At 64.1% G+C, this 17,462-nt stretch carries 16 protein-coding genes; 9 read left to right on the forward strand and 7 right to left on the reverse strand.

The window, feature by feature from the left end; all coding sequences use genetic code 11:
• The first annotated feature begins 43 nt into the window (after window positions 1–43).
• From L21SP4_RS01635 to L21SP4_RS01650, 4 genes are all read left to right on the forward strand, one after another.
• Entirely contained in the window at window positions 44–1,303 is a 1,260-nt protein-coding gene (locus L21SP4_RS01635; protein WP_144413711.1) for a hypothetical protein, read from the forward strand.
• A 1-nt stretch (window position 1,304) separates the two neighbouring features.
• The gene (locus L21SP4_RS01640; RefSeq protein WP_052881028.1) at window positions 1,305–2,237 is read left to right on the forward strand and encodes a helix-turn-helix domain-containing protein; all 933 of its coding nucleotides are present in this window, start codon (window positions 1,305–1,307) and stop codon (window positions 2,235–2,237) included.
• A 606-nt stretch (window positions 2,238–2,843) separates the two neighbouring features.
• Window positions 2,844–3,608, forward strand: a complete 765-nt coding sequence (gene thyX, locus L21SP4_RS01645) for an FAD-dependent thymidylate synthase (RefSeq protein WP_201774660.1) — start codon at window positions 2,844–2,846, stop codon at window positions 3,606–3,608.
• Complete coding sequence (locus L21SP4_RS01650) at window positions 3,592–4,476, forward strand: homocysteine S-methyltransferase family protein (RefSeq protein ID WP_052881029.1); 885 nt, start codon at window positions 3,592–3,594, stop codon at window positions 4,474–4,476. The genes thyX and L21SP4_RS01650 overlap by 17 nt, the downstream gene beginning before the upstream one ends.
• Before the next feature lie 48 nt (window positions 4,477–4,524).
• On the opposite strand, the gene L21SP4_RS01655 is transcribed toward L21SP4_RS01650, so the two are convergent.
• From L21SP4_RS01655 to L21SP4_RS01675, 5 genes are all read right to left on the reverse strand, one after another.
• Window positions 4,525–5,538: a dihydroorotate dehydrogenase-like protein gene (locus L21SP4_RS01655; protein WP_052881030.1), complete on the reverse strand. Its 1,014-nt coding sequence runs from the start codon at window positions 5,536–5,538 to the stop codon at window positions 4,525–4,527.
• 80 nt (window positions 5,539–5,618) lie between these two features.
• Window positions 5,619–9,170, reverse strand: coding sequence for a pyruvate:ferredoxin (flavodoxin) oxidoreductase (gene nifJ / locus L21SP4_RS01660; protein WP_052882931.1), 3,552 nt, complete (start codon window positions 9,168–9,170; stop codon window positions 5,619–5,621).
• Between the two features lie 636 nt (window positions 9,171–9,806).
• Window positions 9,807–10,571 carry a bifunctional hydroxymethylpyrimidine kinase/phosphomethylpyrimidine kinase gene (gene thiD, locus L21SP4_RS01665; protein ID WP_236682515.1) on the reverse strand — a complete coding sequence of 255 codons (765 nt, stop codon included), beginning with the start codon at window positions 10,569–10,571 and terminating at the stop codon, window positions 9,807–9,809.
• A 5-nt stretch (window positions 10,572–10,576) separates the two neighbouring features.
• Entirely contained in the window at window positions 10,577–10,780 is a 204-nt protein-coding gene (locus L21SP4_RS01670) for a hypothetical protein (protein ID WP_052881032.1), read from the reverse strand.
• Window positions 10,770–11,072, reverse strand: coding sequence for a septum formation initiator family protein (locus L21SP4_RS01675; protein ID WP_160300621.1), 303 nt, complete (start codon window positions 11,070–11,072; stop codon window positions 10,770–10,772). Before L21SP4_RS01675 ends, L21SP4_RS01670 begins: the two co-directional genes overlap by 11 nt.
• A gap of 256 nt (window positions 11,073–11,328) precedes the next feature.
• On the opposite strand from L21SP4_RS01675, the gene rpsB reads away from it, so the two are divergent.
• Genes rpsB through L21SP4_RS01690 form a run of 3 tightly spaced genes read left to right on the forward strand, consistent with a single transcriptional unit; the run spans window position 11,329 to window position 14,319 of the window.
• A complete protein-coding gene (rpsB, locus tag L21SP4_RS13400) occupies window positions 11,329–12,423 on the forward strand; it encodes a 30S ribosomal protein S2 (RefSeq protein ID WP_074041333.1) in 1,095 nt (364 codons plus the stop codon).
• A 45-nt stretch (window positions 12,424–12,468) separates the two neighbouring features.
• The gene (gene tsf / locus L21SP4_RS01685) at window positions 12,469–13,311 is read left to right on the forward strand and encodes a translation elongation factor Ts (RefSeq protein WP_052881034.1); all 843 of its coding nucleotides are present in this window, start codon (window positions 12,469–12,471) and stop codon (window positions 13,309–13,311) included.
• Entirely contained in the window at window positions 13,312–14,319 is a 1,008-nt protein-coding gene (locus L21SP4_RS01690) for an aspartate-semialdehyde dehydrogenase (RefSeq protein ID WP_052881035.1), read from the forward strand.
• A 33-nt stretch (window positions 14,320–14,352) separates the two neighbouring features.
• Here L21SP4_RS01690 and L21SP4_RS01695 read toward each other — a convergent pair whose 3' ends face one another.
• Both L21SP4_RS01695 and L21SP4_RS01700 read right to left on the reverse strand, forming a co-directional pair.
• Complete coding sequence (locus L21SP4_RS01695; protein WP_052881036.1) at window positions 14,353–14,550, reverse strand: hypothetical protein; 198 nt, start codon at window positions 14,548–14,550, stop codon at window positions 14,353–14,355.
• Between the two features lie 80 nt (window positions 14,551–14,630).
• Window positions 14,631–14,915, reverse strand: a complete 285-nt coding sequence (locus tag L21SP4_RS01700; RefSeq protein WP_052881037.1) for an HU family DNA-binding protein — start codon at window positions 14,913–14,915, stop codon at window positions 14,631–14,633.
• Window positions 14,916–15,259: 344 nt separating this feature from the next.
• On the opposite strand from L21SP4_RS01700, the gene L21SP4_RS01705 reads away from it, so the two are divergent.
• Both L21SP4_RS01705 and L21SP4_RS01710 read left to right on the forward strand, forming a co-directional pair.
• Window positions 15,260–15,706, forward strand: a complete 447-nt coding sequence (locus L21SP4_RS01705) for a PTS sugar transporter subunit IIA (RefSeq protein ID WP_052881038.1) — start codon at window positions 15,260–15,262, stop codon at window positions 15,704–15,706.
• 13 nt (window positions 15,707–15,719) lie between these two features.
• Window positions 15,720–17,378 (forward strand): cation:proton antiporter, encoded by a 1,659-nt coding sequence (locus L21SP4_RS01710; protein ID WP_201774663.1) that lies wholly within the window; start codon window positions 15,720–15,722, stop codon window positions 17,376–17,378.
• The last annotated feature ends 84 nt before the right edge of the window (window positions 17,379–17,462 follow it).

A 17,462-nucleotide genomic window follows, 5' to 3' on the forward strand; every position in this document is an offset into this window, starting at 1 on the left:
CGCCCGGGTTGAGGGGACCGCTACCTGCAGTTTCGGGGAGGGCATGACATCTCGCTTATTCAAGTGGATAGGGATCACGGCGTGTCTCTGGCCGGCGCTCGTTTCAGTTCCGGCGATGAGGATCACGCTGGACCGCGGTCCCGCGGGAGAGTTCCGGGTCCGGGTGCGGGACGGGGAGGAGACCGGCGGGTACGCCGTACTGACCCGCGCCGGTCTCGGGGACGGGTCATGGAGCTTTGCGGGCGGAGCCGACCGCTGGCCGGACGGCGGGACGGAATGGACGTTCGAGCCCGCGGAGCGATCCGGATTCTTCCGCGTCCGCCGGTCTCCGCGCGGAGAGGATATCGACCCCCGGCGGGACTCGAGTTATTCGCGTTTCGCGATCAGTTTATCTCTGGGCCCCAACGGTATTGATTTCATCGATCCGGACTACGGCGTGACCGTCTATACCCTCTCGTATGACACCTTTGATCATCGCGGACTTGCTTCGCGGGCTTCCGGCCGCCTCTGCATTCCGCAGGGGAGCGGATCGTTCCCCCTGCTTTCGTACCAGCACGGGACGATGTATAAGCGCTCGGAGGCGGTGGCCTGCGTGGATATGCTGCGAGCGGTGCGCACTTACGTGGAGCAGACGTCGTCTTTATCGCTCAACGGGGACCTTTACATCTTCGGTTATTCCCAGGGCGGACATGCGACCCTGGCGCTGCAGCGGGAACTGGAGACCCGTCATGGCGATGAGTTTTCGCTGACGGCGTCCGCGCCCATGGCGGGGCCGCACGATCTTTCCGGGGTGATGGCGGATCTGATGCTGGGGCCGCAGCCCTCCCCTGATCCGGGCTATTCGGCGTATCTGCTCCTGGGCTATAATGGGGTGTATCGCTGGTTCGACGACTTGTCGGATGTGTTGGTTCCACCCTACGACGTGACGCTTCCCGCCGTGCTGGACGGGGAGCATACCGCCGCACAGGTCAATGCGGAGATGCCGGACATTCCCCGCGAGATCTTTCGCCCGGAGTTTATAGCGGAATTCGACGCCGATCCGGATCACGTCTTCCGAGAGGCCCTGCGGGCGAACGATACCTACAGGGAATGGGTGCCCGCCGTGACGACCCGTTTCTACCACTGCTCGGGCGATACCACGGTTCCCAAGGAGAATTCATGGACGGCGTACTCCAACTTCTTCGCCCGCGGGTGCCGATGTATTTCAATTGAAGATCCCGGTCCGGTGACGGATCACGAGGCCGGAGCGCTGCCCTGTATCGAGGCCGCGCTGCAATGGTTCGAAACGCTGAGGGCACGTTGAGATGAGGGGAATCGCCCCCGAACGTCAGATCACCAAACGCCCCAACATCCCGAGGGCCGCGCGCCGGCTGGCGTCGACCGGACTCGCCTTTGAATACTTCCGGGCGTTCAGCCAGAGCACGCACCAGTATCACACCCACCCGTTCGTCGAAGTGCTCTTCGTGCTGAACGGAACCTTCCGGCACGTCACGGCGGATCGGACGTATGATGAGACGCGCGGAGGCGTGACGATCCTGAATTATCACCAGTACCACACGCTGAAGACCCCGCGCGGTCCGGTGGAGCTGATGAATCTGTATTGGGATCGGCGCCGCTATCCCGCTCCCCCCCTGCCGCCTTCGCTGGACCGGCGTCTGCATGATCTTATCCCGTCCCACCCGATGCTCGGTCACCGCCTGAACCGGGTCGTCCACCTTCAGCTCGCCGAGCCGGATCGTCCTCTTCAGCTTCTGGCCATGCTGTACGCGGAACAGGAACGCCCCGCCGATGGAAGCGAAACGGCGATCGAATCGCTCTTCCGGCTTCTCCTCATCGAGTTGTGCCGCGCTGCTCCGGCCGTCGTCCCGGAGCATACGGAATCTATCGATACGCCGGTCGAACGCGTACGGGTCTATCTGGACGAGCATTTCAACGAGGCCGTTCCGCTTGATGACCTGTGCGCCGTCGCCCGATTGCGCCGCGCCAACCTCTGCCGACGGTTCAAACGCTACACCGGTCTCACCACGGGGGCGTATCTTCGGCAGCGGCGATTGGCGGAGGCCGTGCGCAGGCTTCGTACGACGGACGATAAAATCGCCGTGGTGTGTCTCGAGAGCGGGTTTTCCGATCTCTCCAATTTCAACCGGCTCTTTCGACAGGTATTCGGATGTACCCCCTCGGCCTTTCGCAATGAAGCCGAAGAGTGCACTCCCTTGAGGGTTGAGGGGCGACGGTAACCTCGGGCCGACCTCGTCCATGCAGCGTTCGCCCTGGAGGGACGGGTTCCACCCCGTCCTCTTTTGCGGTCGGTGTGGAGGGACGGGTTCCACCCCGTCCTCTTTTGCGGTCGGCGTGGAGGGACGGGTTCCACCCCGTCCTCTTTTGCGTTCGCCCTGGAGGGACGGGTTCCACCCCGTCCTCTTTTGCGGTCGGCGTGGAGGGACGGGTTCCACCCCGTCCTCTTTTGCGGTCGGCGTGGAGGGACGGGTTCCACCCCGTCCTCTTTTGCGGTCGGTGTGGAGGGACGGGTTCCACCCCGTCCTCTTTTGCGGTCGGCGTGGAGGGACGGGTTCCACCCCGTCCGTGTTAGAGGTCGGCGTGGAGGGACGGGTTCCACCCCGTCCGTGTTAGAGGTCGGCGTGGAGGGACGGGTTCCACCCCGTCCGTGTTAGAGGTCGGCGTGGAGGGACGGGTTCCACCCCGTCCTCTTTTGCGGTCGGCGTGGAAGCCGACCCTCCATGCGGTTATCCGGGCTCCCGAACCTTGACAGGCGTTCGCGACGTATTGGACAATGCCCCTCGTGCCCGGCGTTCCGGGGCGGGGAAACAGGAGGCGTTACGGCGATGGGGGCGGTATCCATAGCGGTTGAACTGGTCGGGCACACCCCGGACGCGGAGGCGCTCGTCGCATCGGCGGCCCGGCTCTGTTACGCGGGGGGTGACGAGCATCCGTTCGATGCCGGCGCCGCGCAACGTGAGGGCATGATCGGCTTTCTGCGCAGCATGGGACACCTGAGTCCGCTCGAACACGCGGTTTTCTCGTTTTACATCCACGGCGTTTCGAGGGCGATGAGTCATCAATTGGTCCGTCATCGGCTGGCGAGCTATTCTCAGCGAAGCCAGCGTTACGTGGCGCACGACCGCTTCGATTACGTGATTCCTCCCTCCATGGAGGGCCGCCTCGTGAATACTCCGGAGGGGGAATCGCGCGATGCGGTGGAGTATTTCGAGGAGACCATGGCCCTGCTCGCCGAACGGTATCGCCTTCTGGGGGACGCCTTGGAGGGCTCGGGAGAGGAGCGCCGTCAGGATGCGCGCTACCTCCTGCCCAACGCCTGTGAAACACGCATCGCGGTGACGATGAATGCGCGCGTGCTGATGCACTTTTTCGAGGAGCGGCTCTGCCGCCGGGCGCAATGGGAGATTCGTGAGGTCGCCGGGCAGATGCTCGCCCGGGTCAAGGACGTGTGTCCTGCTTTGTTCGCGGGCTGTGGCCCGAAGTGTCTGCGTTACGGGCGCTGTCCGGAGGGGGCGAAGGGTTGTGGACGGTATCACGAGATGCGGCGGTATTACCTGAATGCGGAGGGAGACGATGAAGGGGGATCTTAAAACGGCCTGGGCGGAGGGCAAACCGCTGTTGTGCGATGGCGCCATGGGAACGATGCTTCAGGCGGCCGGTCTTCAGCCCGGCGAATGCCCGGAACGTTGGTGTGTGGACCGCCCGGATGACGTGCGGGCGATCTATCGCGCCTATCGCGATGCGGGCAGCGATATCGTCGAATGCAATTCCTTCGGGGGGTCGCGTTACAAACTCCGCTTTCACGGACTCGAATCACGCGCGCATGAGATCAACGAGGCCGCGGCGAGTCTCGCCCGTGACGTGGCGGGCGAAGAGGGAATCGTGCTGGCGACGATTGGCCCCACGGGCGAATTTATGGAACCCTACGGCACGGAAACGGAGGAGGCGTTCGTCGAGGCCTTCGCGGAACAGGCGGAGGCCTTCGCCTCGGGCGGCGCGGATGCGGTGATCGTCGAGACGATGACCGGGCTCGAAGAGGCCGGGGCCGCGGTCCGCGCCGTGCGCGAGCACAGCGATCTGATTGTCCTGGTGAGTTTTACCTTCGACCCCCAGTTGCACGGAGGATTTGCGACCATGATGGGTGTCACGCCGGAACAGTTCGCCGGGGAGATGGCGTCCCTGGGCGTCGATGCGATCGGGACCAATTGCGGGAACGGTCCGGAGGGGATCATCGAGGTCGTCCGGCAGCTTCGCGCCGCATCCGGCCTCCCGATCATCGCGATGCCGAACGCCGGGATGCCGGTCATAGAGGACGGGCATACGGTCTTTAAGGCTACGCCCGGGGAGATGGCCATCGCCGTGCCGCGCCTGATCGACGCCGGCGCGAACATCATCGGAGGGTGTTGCGGCACGACGCCGGAGCACATCGCCGCGATGCGGCGTACCATGGATGCGTAGCAAGCCCCGTCACGCCGGAGGGCAGGACGGGGCTCGTTCGAATACGTCCTACTGCTGGGTCGTCAGGTACTGGCCCTTGTAGGATTCGAGGATCTTGATGTAGTTCGCGCGTTCAAACGCGGTGTCCCCACCGGTCGCCTTGTGGCTGAGACAACCCTGCATCTGTTCCACGGATTCGTACTCGTGGGCTTCCATCCATTTCGTGAGGTTGCCGAGAAGAACCCCGAGATGATCCAGCCCCTTTTCGAGCAGCACGGAGGTCATCATCACCGCATCCGCCCCGGCCATCAGGTACTTCACGGCATCCTCGGCGGTATGCACGCCGGTGGTCGCGCCGAGCGAGGCGCCGATGCGGCCGCGAAGCAGGCCGATCCAGCGCAGCGGAAGGCGCATCTCGTGCGGGGAACTGAGATTGAGTGAAAGGTCGACTTCGCGGTTTTCGATGTCGAGATCCGGCTGGTAGAAGCGGTTGAAGAGCACGAGCCCGTCCGCGCCGGCGTTGACCATCTTGCGGCAGGCGTGAGCGGTGGAGCTGAAGTACGGGCTCAGCTTGACCGCGACCGGGACATCCACCGCCGCCCGGACCGAACGCACCGCCTCCTCGTACAGCGCCTCCACCTGTTCGGCGGTCTGTTCCATGTCGGCGCCAAGGTAGTAGACGTTCAGCTCGATCGCATCGGCTCCGGCCTGCTCCATCTTTTTGCTGTAGTCGATCCAGCCTTCGCTCGAGATGCCGTTCAGGCTGCCGATGATCGGGATGTCCGTCTTTTCTTTCGCCTCGCGCAGCGTGTCCAGGTATTCGTCCGCCCCGACGCGGTAGTCGGAAACCTCGGGGAAATAGGAGAGCGCCTCGGGAAAGCTCTCCGAACCCGCCGAGGTGAGGTAGTCGAGGGCATCCGCTTCGTGGCGGAGCTGCTCCTCGAACAGCGAAAACATCACCACCGCGGCGGCGCCCGCATCCTCCAGGCGACGGATGCCGTCGATGTTCTGTGAGAACGGTCCCGCGGAGGGGACCAGCGGATTCTTCAGTTCCATGCCCAGATAGGTCGTCGTCGTATTCATGCTTCCAGTTCCTTTGTTCTCTTCACGATCTCCCGCAGATCACCAGCCCCTGACTGCAAACGCGCAGGCTCCCCGTTCGCTCACTGCTCCTGGCCGGCCCAGCGTTTGTACAGTTCCCAGCGCTTGCTGACGTCTTCCTTCGCCAGTGCCATCAGCCTGCGCGCGTGTTCCGGTTTGCTGCGCTCGAGCATCTTGTAGCGGATTTCGTTGTAGGCGTAGTCCTCGAGCGGCGTCGAGGGTTCCTTCGACTCCAGCACCAGCGGATTTTTTCCTTCGTCCGCAAGCTCCGGATTGAACCGGTACAGCGGCCAGTACCCGCTGCTCACCGCCAGTTTCTGCTGATCGAGCCCCTTCTGGAGATTGATCCCCTGCGCGATGCACGGCGAGTAGGCGATGATCAGCGAAGGCCCGTCGTAGGCCTCGGCCTCCGTGAACGCCTTGAGGGTCTGACGCGCATTCGCACCCATCGAGACCCGGGCCACGTAGACGTTGCCGTAGCACATCGCCATCATGCCGAGGTCCTTTTTGGCGGACGGTTTGCCCGCCGCGGCGAACTTGGCCACGGCGGCGCGCGGGGTGGCCTTGGACATCTGCCCGCCGGTGTTCGAGTAGGTCTCCGAATCGAGCACGAGGGCGTTGATATTGCGGCCGCTGGCCAGCACGTGATCGAGCCCGCCGTAGCCGATATCGTAGGCCCAGCCGTCGCCGCCGAGCAGCCAGACGCTGCGCGGCACGAGGTGGTCGATCACGGAGAGGAGATAACGCGCTTCGGAACGGTCCAGCTTGCGCAGCCGTTCCTTCGCCGCCGCCACGCGGTCGCGCTGATTCTCGATCTCCTCTTCCGTCTTCGGCTTCGCGTTCAGGATGCCGTCGGCCAGTTCGTCGCCCAGCTCCCCGCGAAGCTGTTTCACCAGCTCCAGGGCGTATTCGCGGTGCTTGTCGATCGTCAGCCGGAAGCCGAACCCGAACTCCGCATTGTCTTCAAAGAGCGAGTTCGACCACGTCGGCCCGCGCCCGGATTTGTTCGTCGTCCACGGGGTCGTCGGCAGGTTGCCGCCGTAGATCGAGGAACAGCCGGTGGCGTTGGCGATGATCGCGCGGTCGCCGAAGAGCTGGCTGAGCAGTTTGACATAGGGCGTTTCGCCGCACCCGGCGCACGCGCCGGAGAATTCGAACAGCGGCTGGGCGAACTGGACGTCGCGCACCGAGCCGAGGTTGAGTCCGGTGCGGTCGGGATCCGGAAGGTCGAGCACGTACTCGAGGTTCTTCCGCTCCGCGGCGAGGATCGGCTCCTTCTCGACCATGTTGATGGCCTTTTTGCCCGCTTCCTCCTTGCTCTTCTTCGGGCAGGCTTCGACGCACAGCGCGCAGCCGGTGCAGTCCTCGACCGCCACCTGCAGGATGTACTGCGTGCCCTCCGGCACGTCCTTACCCTTGAGGGGCGCGGTTTTGAGTGTGTCCGGCGCATCCTTGAGGTCCGATTCCTGCGCCGTCTTCACGCGGATGCACGAATGCGGGCAGACCAGCGAGCAGTTGCCGCACTGGATGCACAGGTCCGGCTCCCAGGCGGGGACGAACAGCGAGACATTGCGCTTCTCCCAGCGCGTGGTTCCGACGGGGTAGGTGCCGTCGTCGGGCAGCGCGCTCACCGGCAGATCGTCGCCGCGCCCCGCCATGATCTCGGCGGTGACCCTGCGCACGAATTCCGGGGCCGAGTCCGGTACGACCGACGGCTTCTCGCGGGTGCTGGTGACTTTGTCCGGCACTTCGATCTGATGCAGGTTGTCCAGCGCCATGTCCACGGCCTTGAAGTTCTTTTTGACGATCTCCTCGCCCTTCTTGCCGTAGGTCTTTTTGATCGCGCCCTTGATCTTGTCGATCGCCTCCTCGCGCTCGAGCACGCCGGAGATCGCGAAGAAGCAGGTTTGCATGATCGTATTGATGCGCGCGCCCATCTCGGCCTCGCGCGCCACCTTGTAGGCGTCGATCGCGTAGAACTCGAGCTTCCGGTCGATGATCTGCTGCTGCACGTCGCGCGGCAGGCGGTCCCAGACCTCGTCCGGCCCGTACGGGCTGTTCAGCAGGAAGGTCCCGCCGTCCTCGAGGTACTGGAGCATGTCGATCTGGTCGAGGAAGACGAACTGGTGGCAGGCGAGGAAGTTCGCGGAGCGGATCAGGTACGTCGACCGGATCGGCTCGGGCCCGAACCGCAGGTGCGAAATGGTCTTCGACCCCGCCTTCTTGGAGTCGTAGACGAAGTATCCCTGCGCGTAGTTATCGGTTTCCTGGCCAATGATCTTGATGGAGTTCTTGTTCGCGCCGACCGTGCCGTCCGATCCGAGGCCGAAGAACATCGCGCGCACGACATGGTCCGGCTCGATCTTGAACGACGGGTCGTATTCGATGCTGGTGTGTGTGACGTCGTCGTTGATTCCGAGCGTGAAGTGGTTCTTCGGGCGGTCCTTGGCCATTTCGTCGAAGAGGCCCTTGACCATGGCCGGGGTGAATTCTTTTGAGGAGAGCCCGTAGCGGCCGCCGATGATCCTCGGCGCATCTTTGCGCAGCCCCTCCGCGCACGCTTCGTTGAACGCGCCCTGCAGGTCCTTGTAGAGCGGCTCGCCGTCGGCGCCCGGCTCTTTCGTCCGGTCGAGTGCGGCCACGATCTGCGCGGTTTCCGGAAGCGCCTCGATGAAGTGCTTCATGGAGAACGGGCGGTAGAGGTGGACCTGGATCATGCCGACCTTTTCGCCCTGCGCCGCGAGATGCTCCACGGTCGCGCGGGCGGTCGAGGCGCCCGAGCCCATCAGCACGATCACGCGGTCGGCGTCCGGCGCGCCGAAGTAGTCGAACAGATGATACTGGCGCCCGGTCTGTTCCGCGAAGCGATCCATCGCCTTCTGGACGATGTCGGGGGTGGCCTCGTAGTAGCGGTTCACCGTCTCGCGCGCCTGGAAAAAGACGTCCGGATTCTGGGCGGTGCCGCGGATGATCGGGCGGTCCGGCGACATCCCCCGCTCGCGGTGGGCGAGGACGAGGTCGTCGTCGATCATCGCGCGGATGGCCTCGTCGGAGGGCAGTTCGATTTTGTTGATCTCGTGCGAGGTGCGGAACCCGTCGAAGAAATGCACGAACGGGATGCGGCTCTCCAGCGTCGCCGCCTGCGCGATCAGCGCGTTGTCGGCCGCCTCCTGTACGGAGTCGGAAGCCAGCAGCGCGAAGCCGGTCGCACGCACGGCCATCACGTCCGAGTGGTCGCCGAAGATGGAGAGTGCCTGGCAGGCCACGGAGCGGGCGGAGACGTGGAAGACGGCGGAGGTGAGTTCGCCGGCGATCTTGTACATGTTGGGGAGCATCAGCAGCAGGCCCTGTGAGGCCGTGAAAGTCGTCGTCAGCGCGCCGGTCTGCAGCGCGCCGTGCACCGATCCGCTCGCGCCGCCCTCGCTCTGCAGTTCGCAGACCAGCGGCACGGTGCCCCAGATATTGGTCTTCCCTTCGGCCGAGTACTGGTCGGACCATTCGCCCATCGGCGATGAGGGGGTGATGGGATAGATCGCGCAGACCTCGCTGACCTTGTGCGCCACCCGCGCGGTGGCCTCGTTGCCGTCGATAATCATCGTGTGCTTCTGCTGCATCATGCTCTCCGTGGGTTCCTTGACTACACCGTGAAAAAACCGCCGCTCTCATTCGCCTTGCCCCGCCCCGGGCCGAGGCCCGATTCTCCCGAAAACGGCAAAACATGCGCAGGGTAGCAGAGAGGCGGGGAGTGAGGAAAGGGCGAAGTTGGGCCGGCCCCGTTTCGTGGATTTTTATGGAAAGTCGTTCGGGGGAAGGGCGGGGTGCGGAAGATCAGGGGGAGCGTAGAATCGCGATCGTGGGGAGAGCATGGGATTTACCATGAAGGCCATGAAGAGCATGAAGGGGTGAACATAATTCGTACTCTTACTCGTACTCGGAGCGCCGAAGGCGCGATCCCATCCGTGTACCCGGTGTAATCCGTGGTCGAAAACACAAGAAAGGTCTCTCGCGCAGAGATCCCAAAGATGGATGAGGATAGCGTAGGCAAAGAAATCGTGCGCGCTCTCTTACGTTCGTAAAAAAAGCCCTTTTCGGTCCCTCACACGCACGGACGCGTCATGTTCGCTTATAGAACCCCTCGTGGCGACCGCCGCAGGCGGGAGACGCGAGGGGTTCTGTAAGAGCCTCTCCCGCAAGGCTATGATCCAGAGGGTCTTGCGGCTCAGACGCGGTAAGCGGGTGCATGATCGGGTCTAGAACACCGGCCCGTTGCCGTGTCCGAGCGGCCGGGCGGCGCGCAGCTTTTCGGCCAGCCAGCCGTGGGCGCGTTGCGCGGCCTCCGCCGGCGTCCAGCCGAGCGCGAGCAGCGCCGTCAGGGCGGAGGACAGCACGCAGCCGGTCCCGTGCGTGCAGCGGCTCTCCAGCCGGGGGCTCTCGAGCCACAGAGTTTCCGCGCCGTCGGTCCAGAGGTCGCGGCAGACCGCGCCCCCCTCCAGATGGCCGCCCTTGAGGAATACCGAGGCGGGACCCAGCGCGAGCAGCGCCCGGGCGTCCTCCTCCATCGATTCCGCGCTGACGGTCCGTCCGAGCAGGACCTCCGCTTCCGGGATGTTCGGTGTCAGGATCGCGGCGCGGGGGACGATCCCGTTTTTCACGCACGCGATCGCGTCGTCGCTCAACAGCGGATCGCCGGAACCCGCAACCATGACCGGGTCGCAGACGAAGCGGGCCCCGGCGGGGATCCGGTCCAGAAATCCGGCCACGGTGCGGCAGGTGGACGCATCGCAGAGCATGCCCGTCTTGAATGCGGCGGGGGGAAGATCCTCGATCAGCGCCTCGAACTGCGCCTCCAGCATGGCGGGCGCGACCGGGTCGGCGCGGAGGACGCCGAGCGTGTTCTGCGCGGTGAGGGCGGTGATCAGGGTGCACCCGTGGACGCCGAAGGCGTGCATCACGCGGAGGTCGGCCTGGATGCCGGCCCCGCCGCCCGAGTCCGACCCCGCCATCGTCCATGCCACAGGTTTCAAATCAGTCTCCCGAGTAAAACGAGGGCCAGAAACGCCAGCAGGGCCGCGAGCATGGCCGTTATCCGCCCCGCGCGCCGACGGCGGGATTCGCGGGGAAACTCGTATCCGCATATCGGGCAGGTATTCTCGTTCTCCTCCACCACGCCCGCGCAGCCCGGACACTCCCGCTCGCCGAAATCCTTTTCCGCGTCAATTCTCATCGGTCTCATTGGTCGCGACGGGAGGTTCGTCGATAAACCGGAACAGCGTTTCCTCCGGCCGCGCCAGGCCCATTTCGTGTGCAATCCGCTCCGCGTATTCCGGGTCGTTCAGAAAGTGTTCGCGCCGGTTCCGCAGCTCGCGAATTTGATCCTCTCGCACTTCGATCCTGCGCTCCATCTCCGCCCGTTTCTCCTGGTAGCGCTGGTACTGCTGAAGCTTGGGATAGAACGCGAAGCCCGCCGAGCCGAGGACGAGCACGCCCACGAAAATCCAGGCCAGTCTGTAGAGCATATTCCACATCGCGATCACACCGTGCGGGGTCAGCGTTGCCCCGACTGTAAAACAAAGGGAGGCGGGCGGGAAAGAAAGAAGGTTATGGGTGGGGTTCCCCCCGTTTTTCCCCGTTCGTGCTCTTGCATTTGTAAAGAATATTGATAGTGTGTCCGATTCTTGAGTTCCGCGCGGAGCGGGACGGAAGCGAGTGTGCCCCTGAACCTCGGGGGTGCCAAAGCGGATTGTTCATAACGAACCGACAGGAGAGGTACCTATGGAACTGACTTCCAGAGAAGTCGAAATACGGGATATGCTGGACGCCGGAGTGCACTTCGGCCACCAGACCAAGCGGTGGAATCCCAAGATGAAGCGCTTCATCTTCGGCGCGAAGAGCGGGATCTACCTCATCGACCTGACCCAATCGCTCGCCCAGCTCAGGGTGGCCCGCGAATTTCTCGCGGACGTCGTCTCCCAGGGGCGCAAGGTGCTGTTCGTCGGCACCAAGAAGCAGGCGCAGGACGTCCTCAGAGAGACCGCGGAATCCATGGAGCAGCCCTACGTGGTGCACCGCTGGCTGGGCGGCATGCTCACCAACCACCGCACGGTCCGCCAAAGCGTCAAGCGCATGCGCGAGCTGGAGCGGATGGAGCAGGATGGCACGTTCGACAACATGGCCTCCAAGAAGGAAGTGGCGGGGCTGAAGCGCGAACAGGAGAAGCTGCAGCGCAATCTCTGGGGCATCAAGGATATGGACCGTCTGCCCGGCGCGCTGGTCGTGATCGATATCAACCGCGAATCGCTCGCGGTCCGGGAGGCGAACCGGCTGCACATCCCGGTGGTGGCGATGGTGGATACGAACACCGACCCGGATCCGGTCGATTATCCGATTCCGGGCAACGACGATTCGCTGCGGTCGATCCGGCTGGTCGTGGAGCAGCTCGGCGCAGCCGTGAAAGAGGCGCAGGATCTCTACAGCCGGGAGGCGATCGAGAAAGCGCGCGAGCGCGAACGGCGCGAGGCCGAGGAGACCGCGGCCAGCAAGGCGGCCGAAGAGACCCGCATGGCCAAGGAGAACGAGGAGCGCCGGAAGCGCGAGGAAGTACTCGCCCGGATGCGCCGCGAGCGCGAACTGGCCGGAACGCAGGCCGGGGACGAAGCCGGGCCGGCCGACGCCGGCGCCGTCGCGGAGGAAACCGCCTGGGAGCAGGTCGGGGCGGCGGAAACGAAAGCCTCTGCCGGGGAAGAAAAGACGGAGGAACCGGAACCCCGCGAGCAGGCGGACGACGCCGCGACCGGTAAGTCCGGGGAAGAGGAAACCGGTCAGACGCAGGATCCCGGAGAGGCCCCGGAGGAAGAAAAGCCGGAATAATACGCCGGTGGAACTTTAACGACCCCGAACAAGGGAGGACAGATCATGGGCGAAATTACCGCGAAAGATGTCAAGGTGCTGCGCGACGCCACCCACGTGAGCATGATGGAGTGCAAGAAGGCCCTTCAGGAGGCGGACGGCGATATGGACCGCGCCATGACGCTGCTGCGCGAGCGCGGCATGGCCGTGGCGGCCAAAAAGGCCACGCGCACGGCGAAGGACGGCAAAGTCGCGGCGCGCGTCTCGGAGGACGGCTCCCGCGCGGCGATGATCGAGGTCAACTGCGAAACCGACTTCGTGACCCGCAACGAGAAGTTTCAGGCGTTTGTCGAGGAACTGAGCGAGAAGGCGCTGGACGCCGAGGACGACAGCCTGGCCGAAAAGGTTAAGGACGACCTCACCGCGCGGATCGCGGAAATCGGCGAAAACCTGGTCGTGCGGCGTAACGTGCGCTTCGAGCTTCAGGGCACGGGTCTGCTTGCCAGCTACGTGCATCTGGGCGGAAAGGTGGGCGTGCTCCTCGAAATGGGGTGCGAAAAGCCGGAGACCGCGTCCGCCGACGCGTTCAGGGAACTGGCCCGGGACCTGACCCTTCACGTCGCGGCCACCGATCCGGAAGCCCTCTCGCGCGAGGATGTGCCGCAGGAGAAAGTCGACGCCGAGCGCGAGATCTTTAAGAAACAGGTCGAAGGCAAGCCCGAGCACATCATCGAGAAGATCGTGGAGGGCAAGGTCGATAAGTTCTACTCGCAGATCTGCCTCCTCGAGCAGGGGTTTGTGAAGGACGACAAGATCAGCGTGACGGAACTCATGAAGCAGAAAGGCGGTGAGGTCGGCGACACGTTTTCGATCCGCCGTTACGCACGCTATCAGCTGGGTGGTGAATAAATGGCTGAGTACAGGATATGCGTCGTGGGTGCCGGAGCCGTGGGCGAGCAGATGGTTCGCCTGCTGCGCCGGCGCGGCTTCCCGGCCCGTGAGATCGTACTGTTCGCCCGCAGCGACCGCACCCAGGAGATCGACGGGGAGTCCTACGAAGTGCGCACGGCTTCCGCGGAGGCCTTCGAGGGATTCGACCTGGCCTTTTTCGCGGGAACGGAGGGCGCGAAGGGCGCATCCCAGACCTACGGCTGGGAAGCGGTCAAACGTGGCTGCACGGTCATCGACAACGGCGACGATTTCCGGATGGACGACCGCGTCCCGCTGGTGATCCCCGAGATCAACCCCGACGCGCTCGACCGCCACCAGGGACTGATCGCCAATCCGAACTGCAGCACCAGCATCGCGTTGATGGCGCTGGGGCCGCTGCACCGGGCCTACGGGCTGCGACGCGTGGTCGTCTCGACGTACCAGGCGGTTTCCGGCAGCGGCGCCGGCGCCGTGCGGGAACTGGAGGCGCAGGTGCGGAGCTGGGTCGCGGGCGAAGAGATGGCCTGCGAGGCCTACCCGCACCGGATCGCCTTCAATGTCCTGCCCAAGATCGGTTCACTCAAAAATGGCACGCCCAGCGAGGAATTGAAGATGAGCCGGGAGACGCACAAGATTCTCGGCGACGACTCGATCCGCATCAGCTGCACGTGCGTCCGCGTTCCGGTGTTTACCGGCCACAGCGAGGCGATCAGCGTCGAGTGCGCACAGGAGGTCGATCCGGCCGCGGCCCGCGAACTGCTCGAGCAGGCCCCGGGCGTGCGGGTGGTCGACGATCCCGGAAATGAGGTTTACCCGATGCCGGTCGATTCGGAGAACCGCGAGGACGTCCTCGTCGGGCGCATCCGTACGGATTCCGCGCTCGACAAAGGCCTGGCGCTATTCGTGGCGGGTGACAACCTCTGGAAGGGTGCCGCCCTCAACGCCGTTCAGATCGGCGAAGCACTGATCGGGCGGGGGATGATGTGAGACCGGGAGGGAGGGCCTGAGCCTCCGGCCTTGTCACGGCGTGTTGTACCCCTGCTGGGGCGTGAACATGCCGCCCCCGCTTTCCCATGACTGCGGGGTGTTCCAAGGGAGTTCGGAGCGCTTTTCGGGGTCGGTCGAGGTGCAGCCGCTTCCGGCCAGGACCAGGAAAAGCGCGGCCGCGACGGCTGCGGCGAGGGCCGGAACGGGGCTCTTGACAGCGGGTGCGTTCATGGTCTTCTCTTCCTTGCGTGCGGTAAAAACGCCGCGACCGAAGCGGCCGCGGCGTTTTCGTCTTGTCCGCCGTTACCGGTTCAGAGAATGGCGTCTTTGGCCTGCTTGGAGATCCGGAACTTCAGCACGGTCTTGGCCGGAATCTTAATCGATTCGCCGGTGGCGGGATTGCGGCCGGTGCGGGCTTTGCGGCGCTGCTTGATCAGCTTCCCGATGCCGGGGATGGTGAATCCGTCTTTGGTCTTGGCGCCCTTGTAGGCCATATCCACCATGGATTCCAGCGCGGCCTTGGCCTGAACTTTCGTGATCTCGGCGTCGTCAGCCATCTGTGCGATGATCTGCGTCTTCGTTTTCGGGGTAGCCATTCCGTATCTCCTTGCGTTGGTTTTTGTCCGGCGGCCTGCGGTCTCCCGCGGCACCGGCCGCAGACGCATCCGCCCCTTTCAGGCTCGGATATTAGGAAGTAAACGTTGTCAATCACAACAATAAAAAAATAAAAAGTTGCGAAAAGAGCCTTGCTGGAGGGGGTATATCGAGACAGTCGGCGGGAAGTGCGCGCCGGGAGCGGTTTTTCCTGAACCAGCCGGTTCAACGACGGTGCCGGCCGGCGTTCCGCGCGGCGCGGACGGCTTATATCGAAATCTTTGTTGACCCGGAGCGAGGCTCGCGCAGAATGGGCGTTTTTTATCAAAGCGGAGCCGCGTGACCGATGAACCTGAAAAAAGTGCTGTCGCCCGAGCTGGTCTTTACCGATCTCGAGGCGGAGGATAAGGACGGGCTGATCACCGAAATGGTGGACCGGCTGGTGGCCCGCGGGTTGCTGAAAGACCGTCAGTCGGCGCTGGAGGCGGTGCGCGAACGCGAAGCGAAGATGTCGACCGGCATGCAGAACGGGATCGCCATTCCGCACGGGAAGACGGGCACCGTGGAACAGCTGGTGGCCGCGGTGGGCGTCAAGCCCGAGGGGATCGATTTCGATTCGCTGGACGGCCGTCCGGCGCGCATCATCATCATGACCCTGTCGCCGGCGGACCGCACCGGCCCCCATATCCAGTTTATTGCCGAAGTGGGCCGCCTGCTGAGCCGGGAGGAGGTTCGCGAAGCGATTCTTTCGGCGCGTTCGCGCGAGGAGATTCTTCGGGCCCTGACCGGCTGAGCCGGGACGTTACATGAAGGTATTAGCGCAGGCGAATTCCTGGATGCTGGCCATGGAGACCCCCATGGCGACCGGGATCATGGAAGACATGATGGTCCTGGTCCTGCAGCTGGGCCTGATCGTCATCGCGGCCAAGCTGGGCGGATACCTTTTCCAGCGCGTGCTCCGTCTGCCCGAAGTGCTCGGGGAACTCGCCGCGGGCATGCTCATCGGACCCTACGCGCTCGGCCACCTGATCATGCTTCCCCAGCACGGCGCACTCTTCGCAGCGCCCACGGCGACCATGCCGGTGTCCACGGAGCTTTATGGAATCGCGACCGTGGCCTCGATTGTGCTGCTCTTCCGCTCGGGTCTCGAGACGGACCTGAGCACCTTCATGCAGTATGCCGGTGTCGGTACGCTGGTGGGTCTGGGGGGGCTGATTTTCTCTTTCGGCCTCGGCGCCGGATGCGCGGTGTGGTTCGGCGTGGCGGACTCCTGGATGGATCCCGGCGCGCTCTTTCTGGGGGCCATATCCACGGCCACCTCGGTCGGGATTTCAGCCCGTATCCTCACGGAAAAGCGCAAGATCGCCTCGCCGGAGGGCGTCACGATCCTGGCCGGAGCCGTGCTCGACGACGTGCTCGGCATCATCATTCTCGCTATCGTCGTCGGCATGACCCGCGTGGCGCGCGTCGGCGGCGAAATGTCCTGGATGGCCATCGGCTGGGTGGCGGTCAAGGCGATGGGCTTCTGGCTGATCTGTACGGCGCTCGGACTGCTGCTCGCCCGGCGCATCGGCAGCGCCCTCAAGCAGTTCCGATCGACCGAGATCATGGTGACGCTGGCCTTCGGCCTCGCGCTGCTGGTGGCCGGACTGTTCGAGATGGCGGGACTCGCCATGATCATCGGGGCCTACATCATGGGCCTGACCCTCTCGCGCACGGATCTGGCGCATGAGCTGCAGACTCAGCTGAACGGCATCTACCGGATCCTGGTGCCGGTGTTCTTCTGCGTGATGGGCATGCTGGTGGACTTCGAGGCGATGCACTCGCTGCTGGGGTTCGGCCTGGTCTACTCGCTGCTCGCGGTCGCCGCCAAAGTGCTCGGCTGCGGGATACCGGCCTGGTGCAGCCGGTTCAACTGGCGGGGCGCACTGCGCGTCGGTTTCGGCATGCTCCCCCGCGGGGAAGTCGCCCTGATCGTGGCCGGGATCGGACTCTCCACGGGCGCCATCGGCCCGCAGATCTTCGGCGCGTCGGTCCTGATGACGCTGATCACCACGATCATCGCGCCCCCCGCGCTGATCGAATCGTTCAAAGGCCCGAAGGGCGTACGGCGCGAGATTCCGCATACCCAGCACGAGGCGGAGACGATCGAACTCGATTTCCCGTCCCCCGATATTTCGGACTTCCTCTGCGACCGGTTCCTCCGCTCCCTGCGCCGCGAGGAGTTCTTCGTCCACCGGCTGCCCACCGAAAAGCTCACCTATCAGGCGCGCAAAGAGGACGCCGCCTTTACGATCACGGTGGACGGTCCGAAGCTGATCGTGAATACCACGGCGGAACAGCGCTACGTCGCGCGGATGATGCTGCTCGAAGAAGTCCTCTCACTCTCCGACCTGCTCGAGGCCTCCCGGCAGCTGAAAAGCCTCAACGATATGGGCAACGAACTGGTGGACGGGCTGTTCTGAAGGCGGCATCCGAATCAGAGTCAGAGTTAGAGTCAGAGTGAGAGAAAGAGGGCTCGAACTCCTTTTCAGTCTCTTCTTTCCCCG

Source organism: Kiritimatiella glycovorans (genome assembly GCF_001017655.1).
Lineage (GTDB): Bacteria > Verrucomicrobiota > Kiritimatiellia > Kiritimatiellales > Kiritimatiellaceae > Kiritimatiella > Kiritimatiella glycovorans.

Bases quoted from the DNA above. Each gene is read 5' to 3' on its own strand.
- L21SP4_RS01635 (WP_144413711.1), top strand. From the start codon at position 44: ATGACATCTCGCTTATTCAAGTGGATAGGGATCACGGCGTGTCTCTGG.
- L21SP4_RS01640 (WP_052881028.1), top strand. From the start codon at position 1,305: ATGAGGGGAATCGCCCCCGAACGTCAGATCACCAAACGCCCCAACATC.
- thyX (WP_201774660.1), top strand. From the start codon at position 2,844: ATGGGGGCGGTATCCATAGCGGTTGAACTGGTCGGGCACACCCCGGAC.
- L21SP4_RS01650 (WP_052881029.1), top strand. From the start codon at position 3,592: ATGAAGGGGGATCTTAAAACGGCCTGGGCGGAGGGCAAACCGCTGTTG.
- L21SP4_RS01655 (WP_052881030.1), bottom strand. From the start codon at position 5,538: ATGAATACGACGACGACCTATCTGGGCATGGAACTGAAGAATCCGCTG.
- nifJ (WP_052882931.1), bottom strand. From the start codon at position 9,170: ATGCAGCAGAAGCACACGATGATTATCGACGGCAACGAGGCCACCGCG.
- L21SP4_RS01670 (WP_052881032.1), bottom strand. From the start codon at position 10,780: ATGAGAATTGACGCGGAAAAGGATTTCGGCGAGCGGGAGTGTCCGGGC.
- L21SP4_RS01675 (WP_160300621.1), bottom strand. From the start codon at position 11,072: ATGCTCTACAGACTGGCCTGGATTTTCGTGGGCGTGCTCGTCCTCGGC.
- rpsB (WP_074041333.1), top strand. From the start codon at position 11,329: ATGGAACTGACTTCCAGAGAAGTCGAAATACGGGATATGCTGGACGCC.
- tsf (WP_052881034.1), top strand. From the start codon at position 12,469: ATGGGCGAAATTACCGCGAAAGATGTCAAGGTGCTGCGCGACGCCACC.
- L21SP4_RS01690 (WP_052881035.1), top strand. From the start codon at position 13,312: ATGGCTGAGTACAGGATATGCGTCGTGGGTGCCGGAGCCGTGGGCGAG.
- L21SP4_RS01695 (WP_052881036.1), bottom strand. From the start codon at position 14,550: ATGAACGCACCCGCTGTCAAGAGCCCCGTTCCGGCCCTCGCCGCAGCC.
- L21SP4_RS01700 (WP_052881037.1), bottom strand. From the start codon at position 14,915: ATGGCTACCCCGAAAACGAAGACGCAGATCATCGCACAGATGGCTGAC.
- L21SP4_RS01705 (WP_052881038.1), top strand. From the start codon at position 15,260: ATGAACCTGAAAAAAGTGCTGTCGCCCGAGCTGGTCTTTACCGATCTC.
- L21SP4_RS01710 (WP_201774663.1), top strand. From the start codon at position 15,720: ATGAAGGTATTAGCGCAGGCGAATTCCTGGATGCTGGCCATGGAGACC.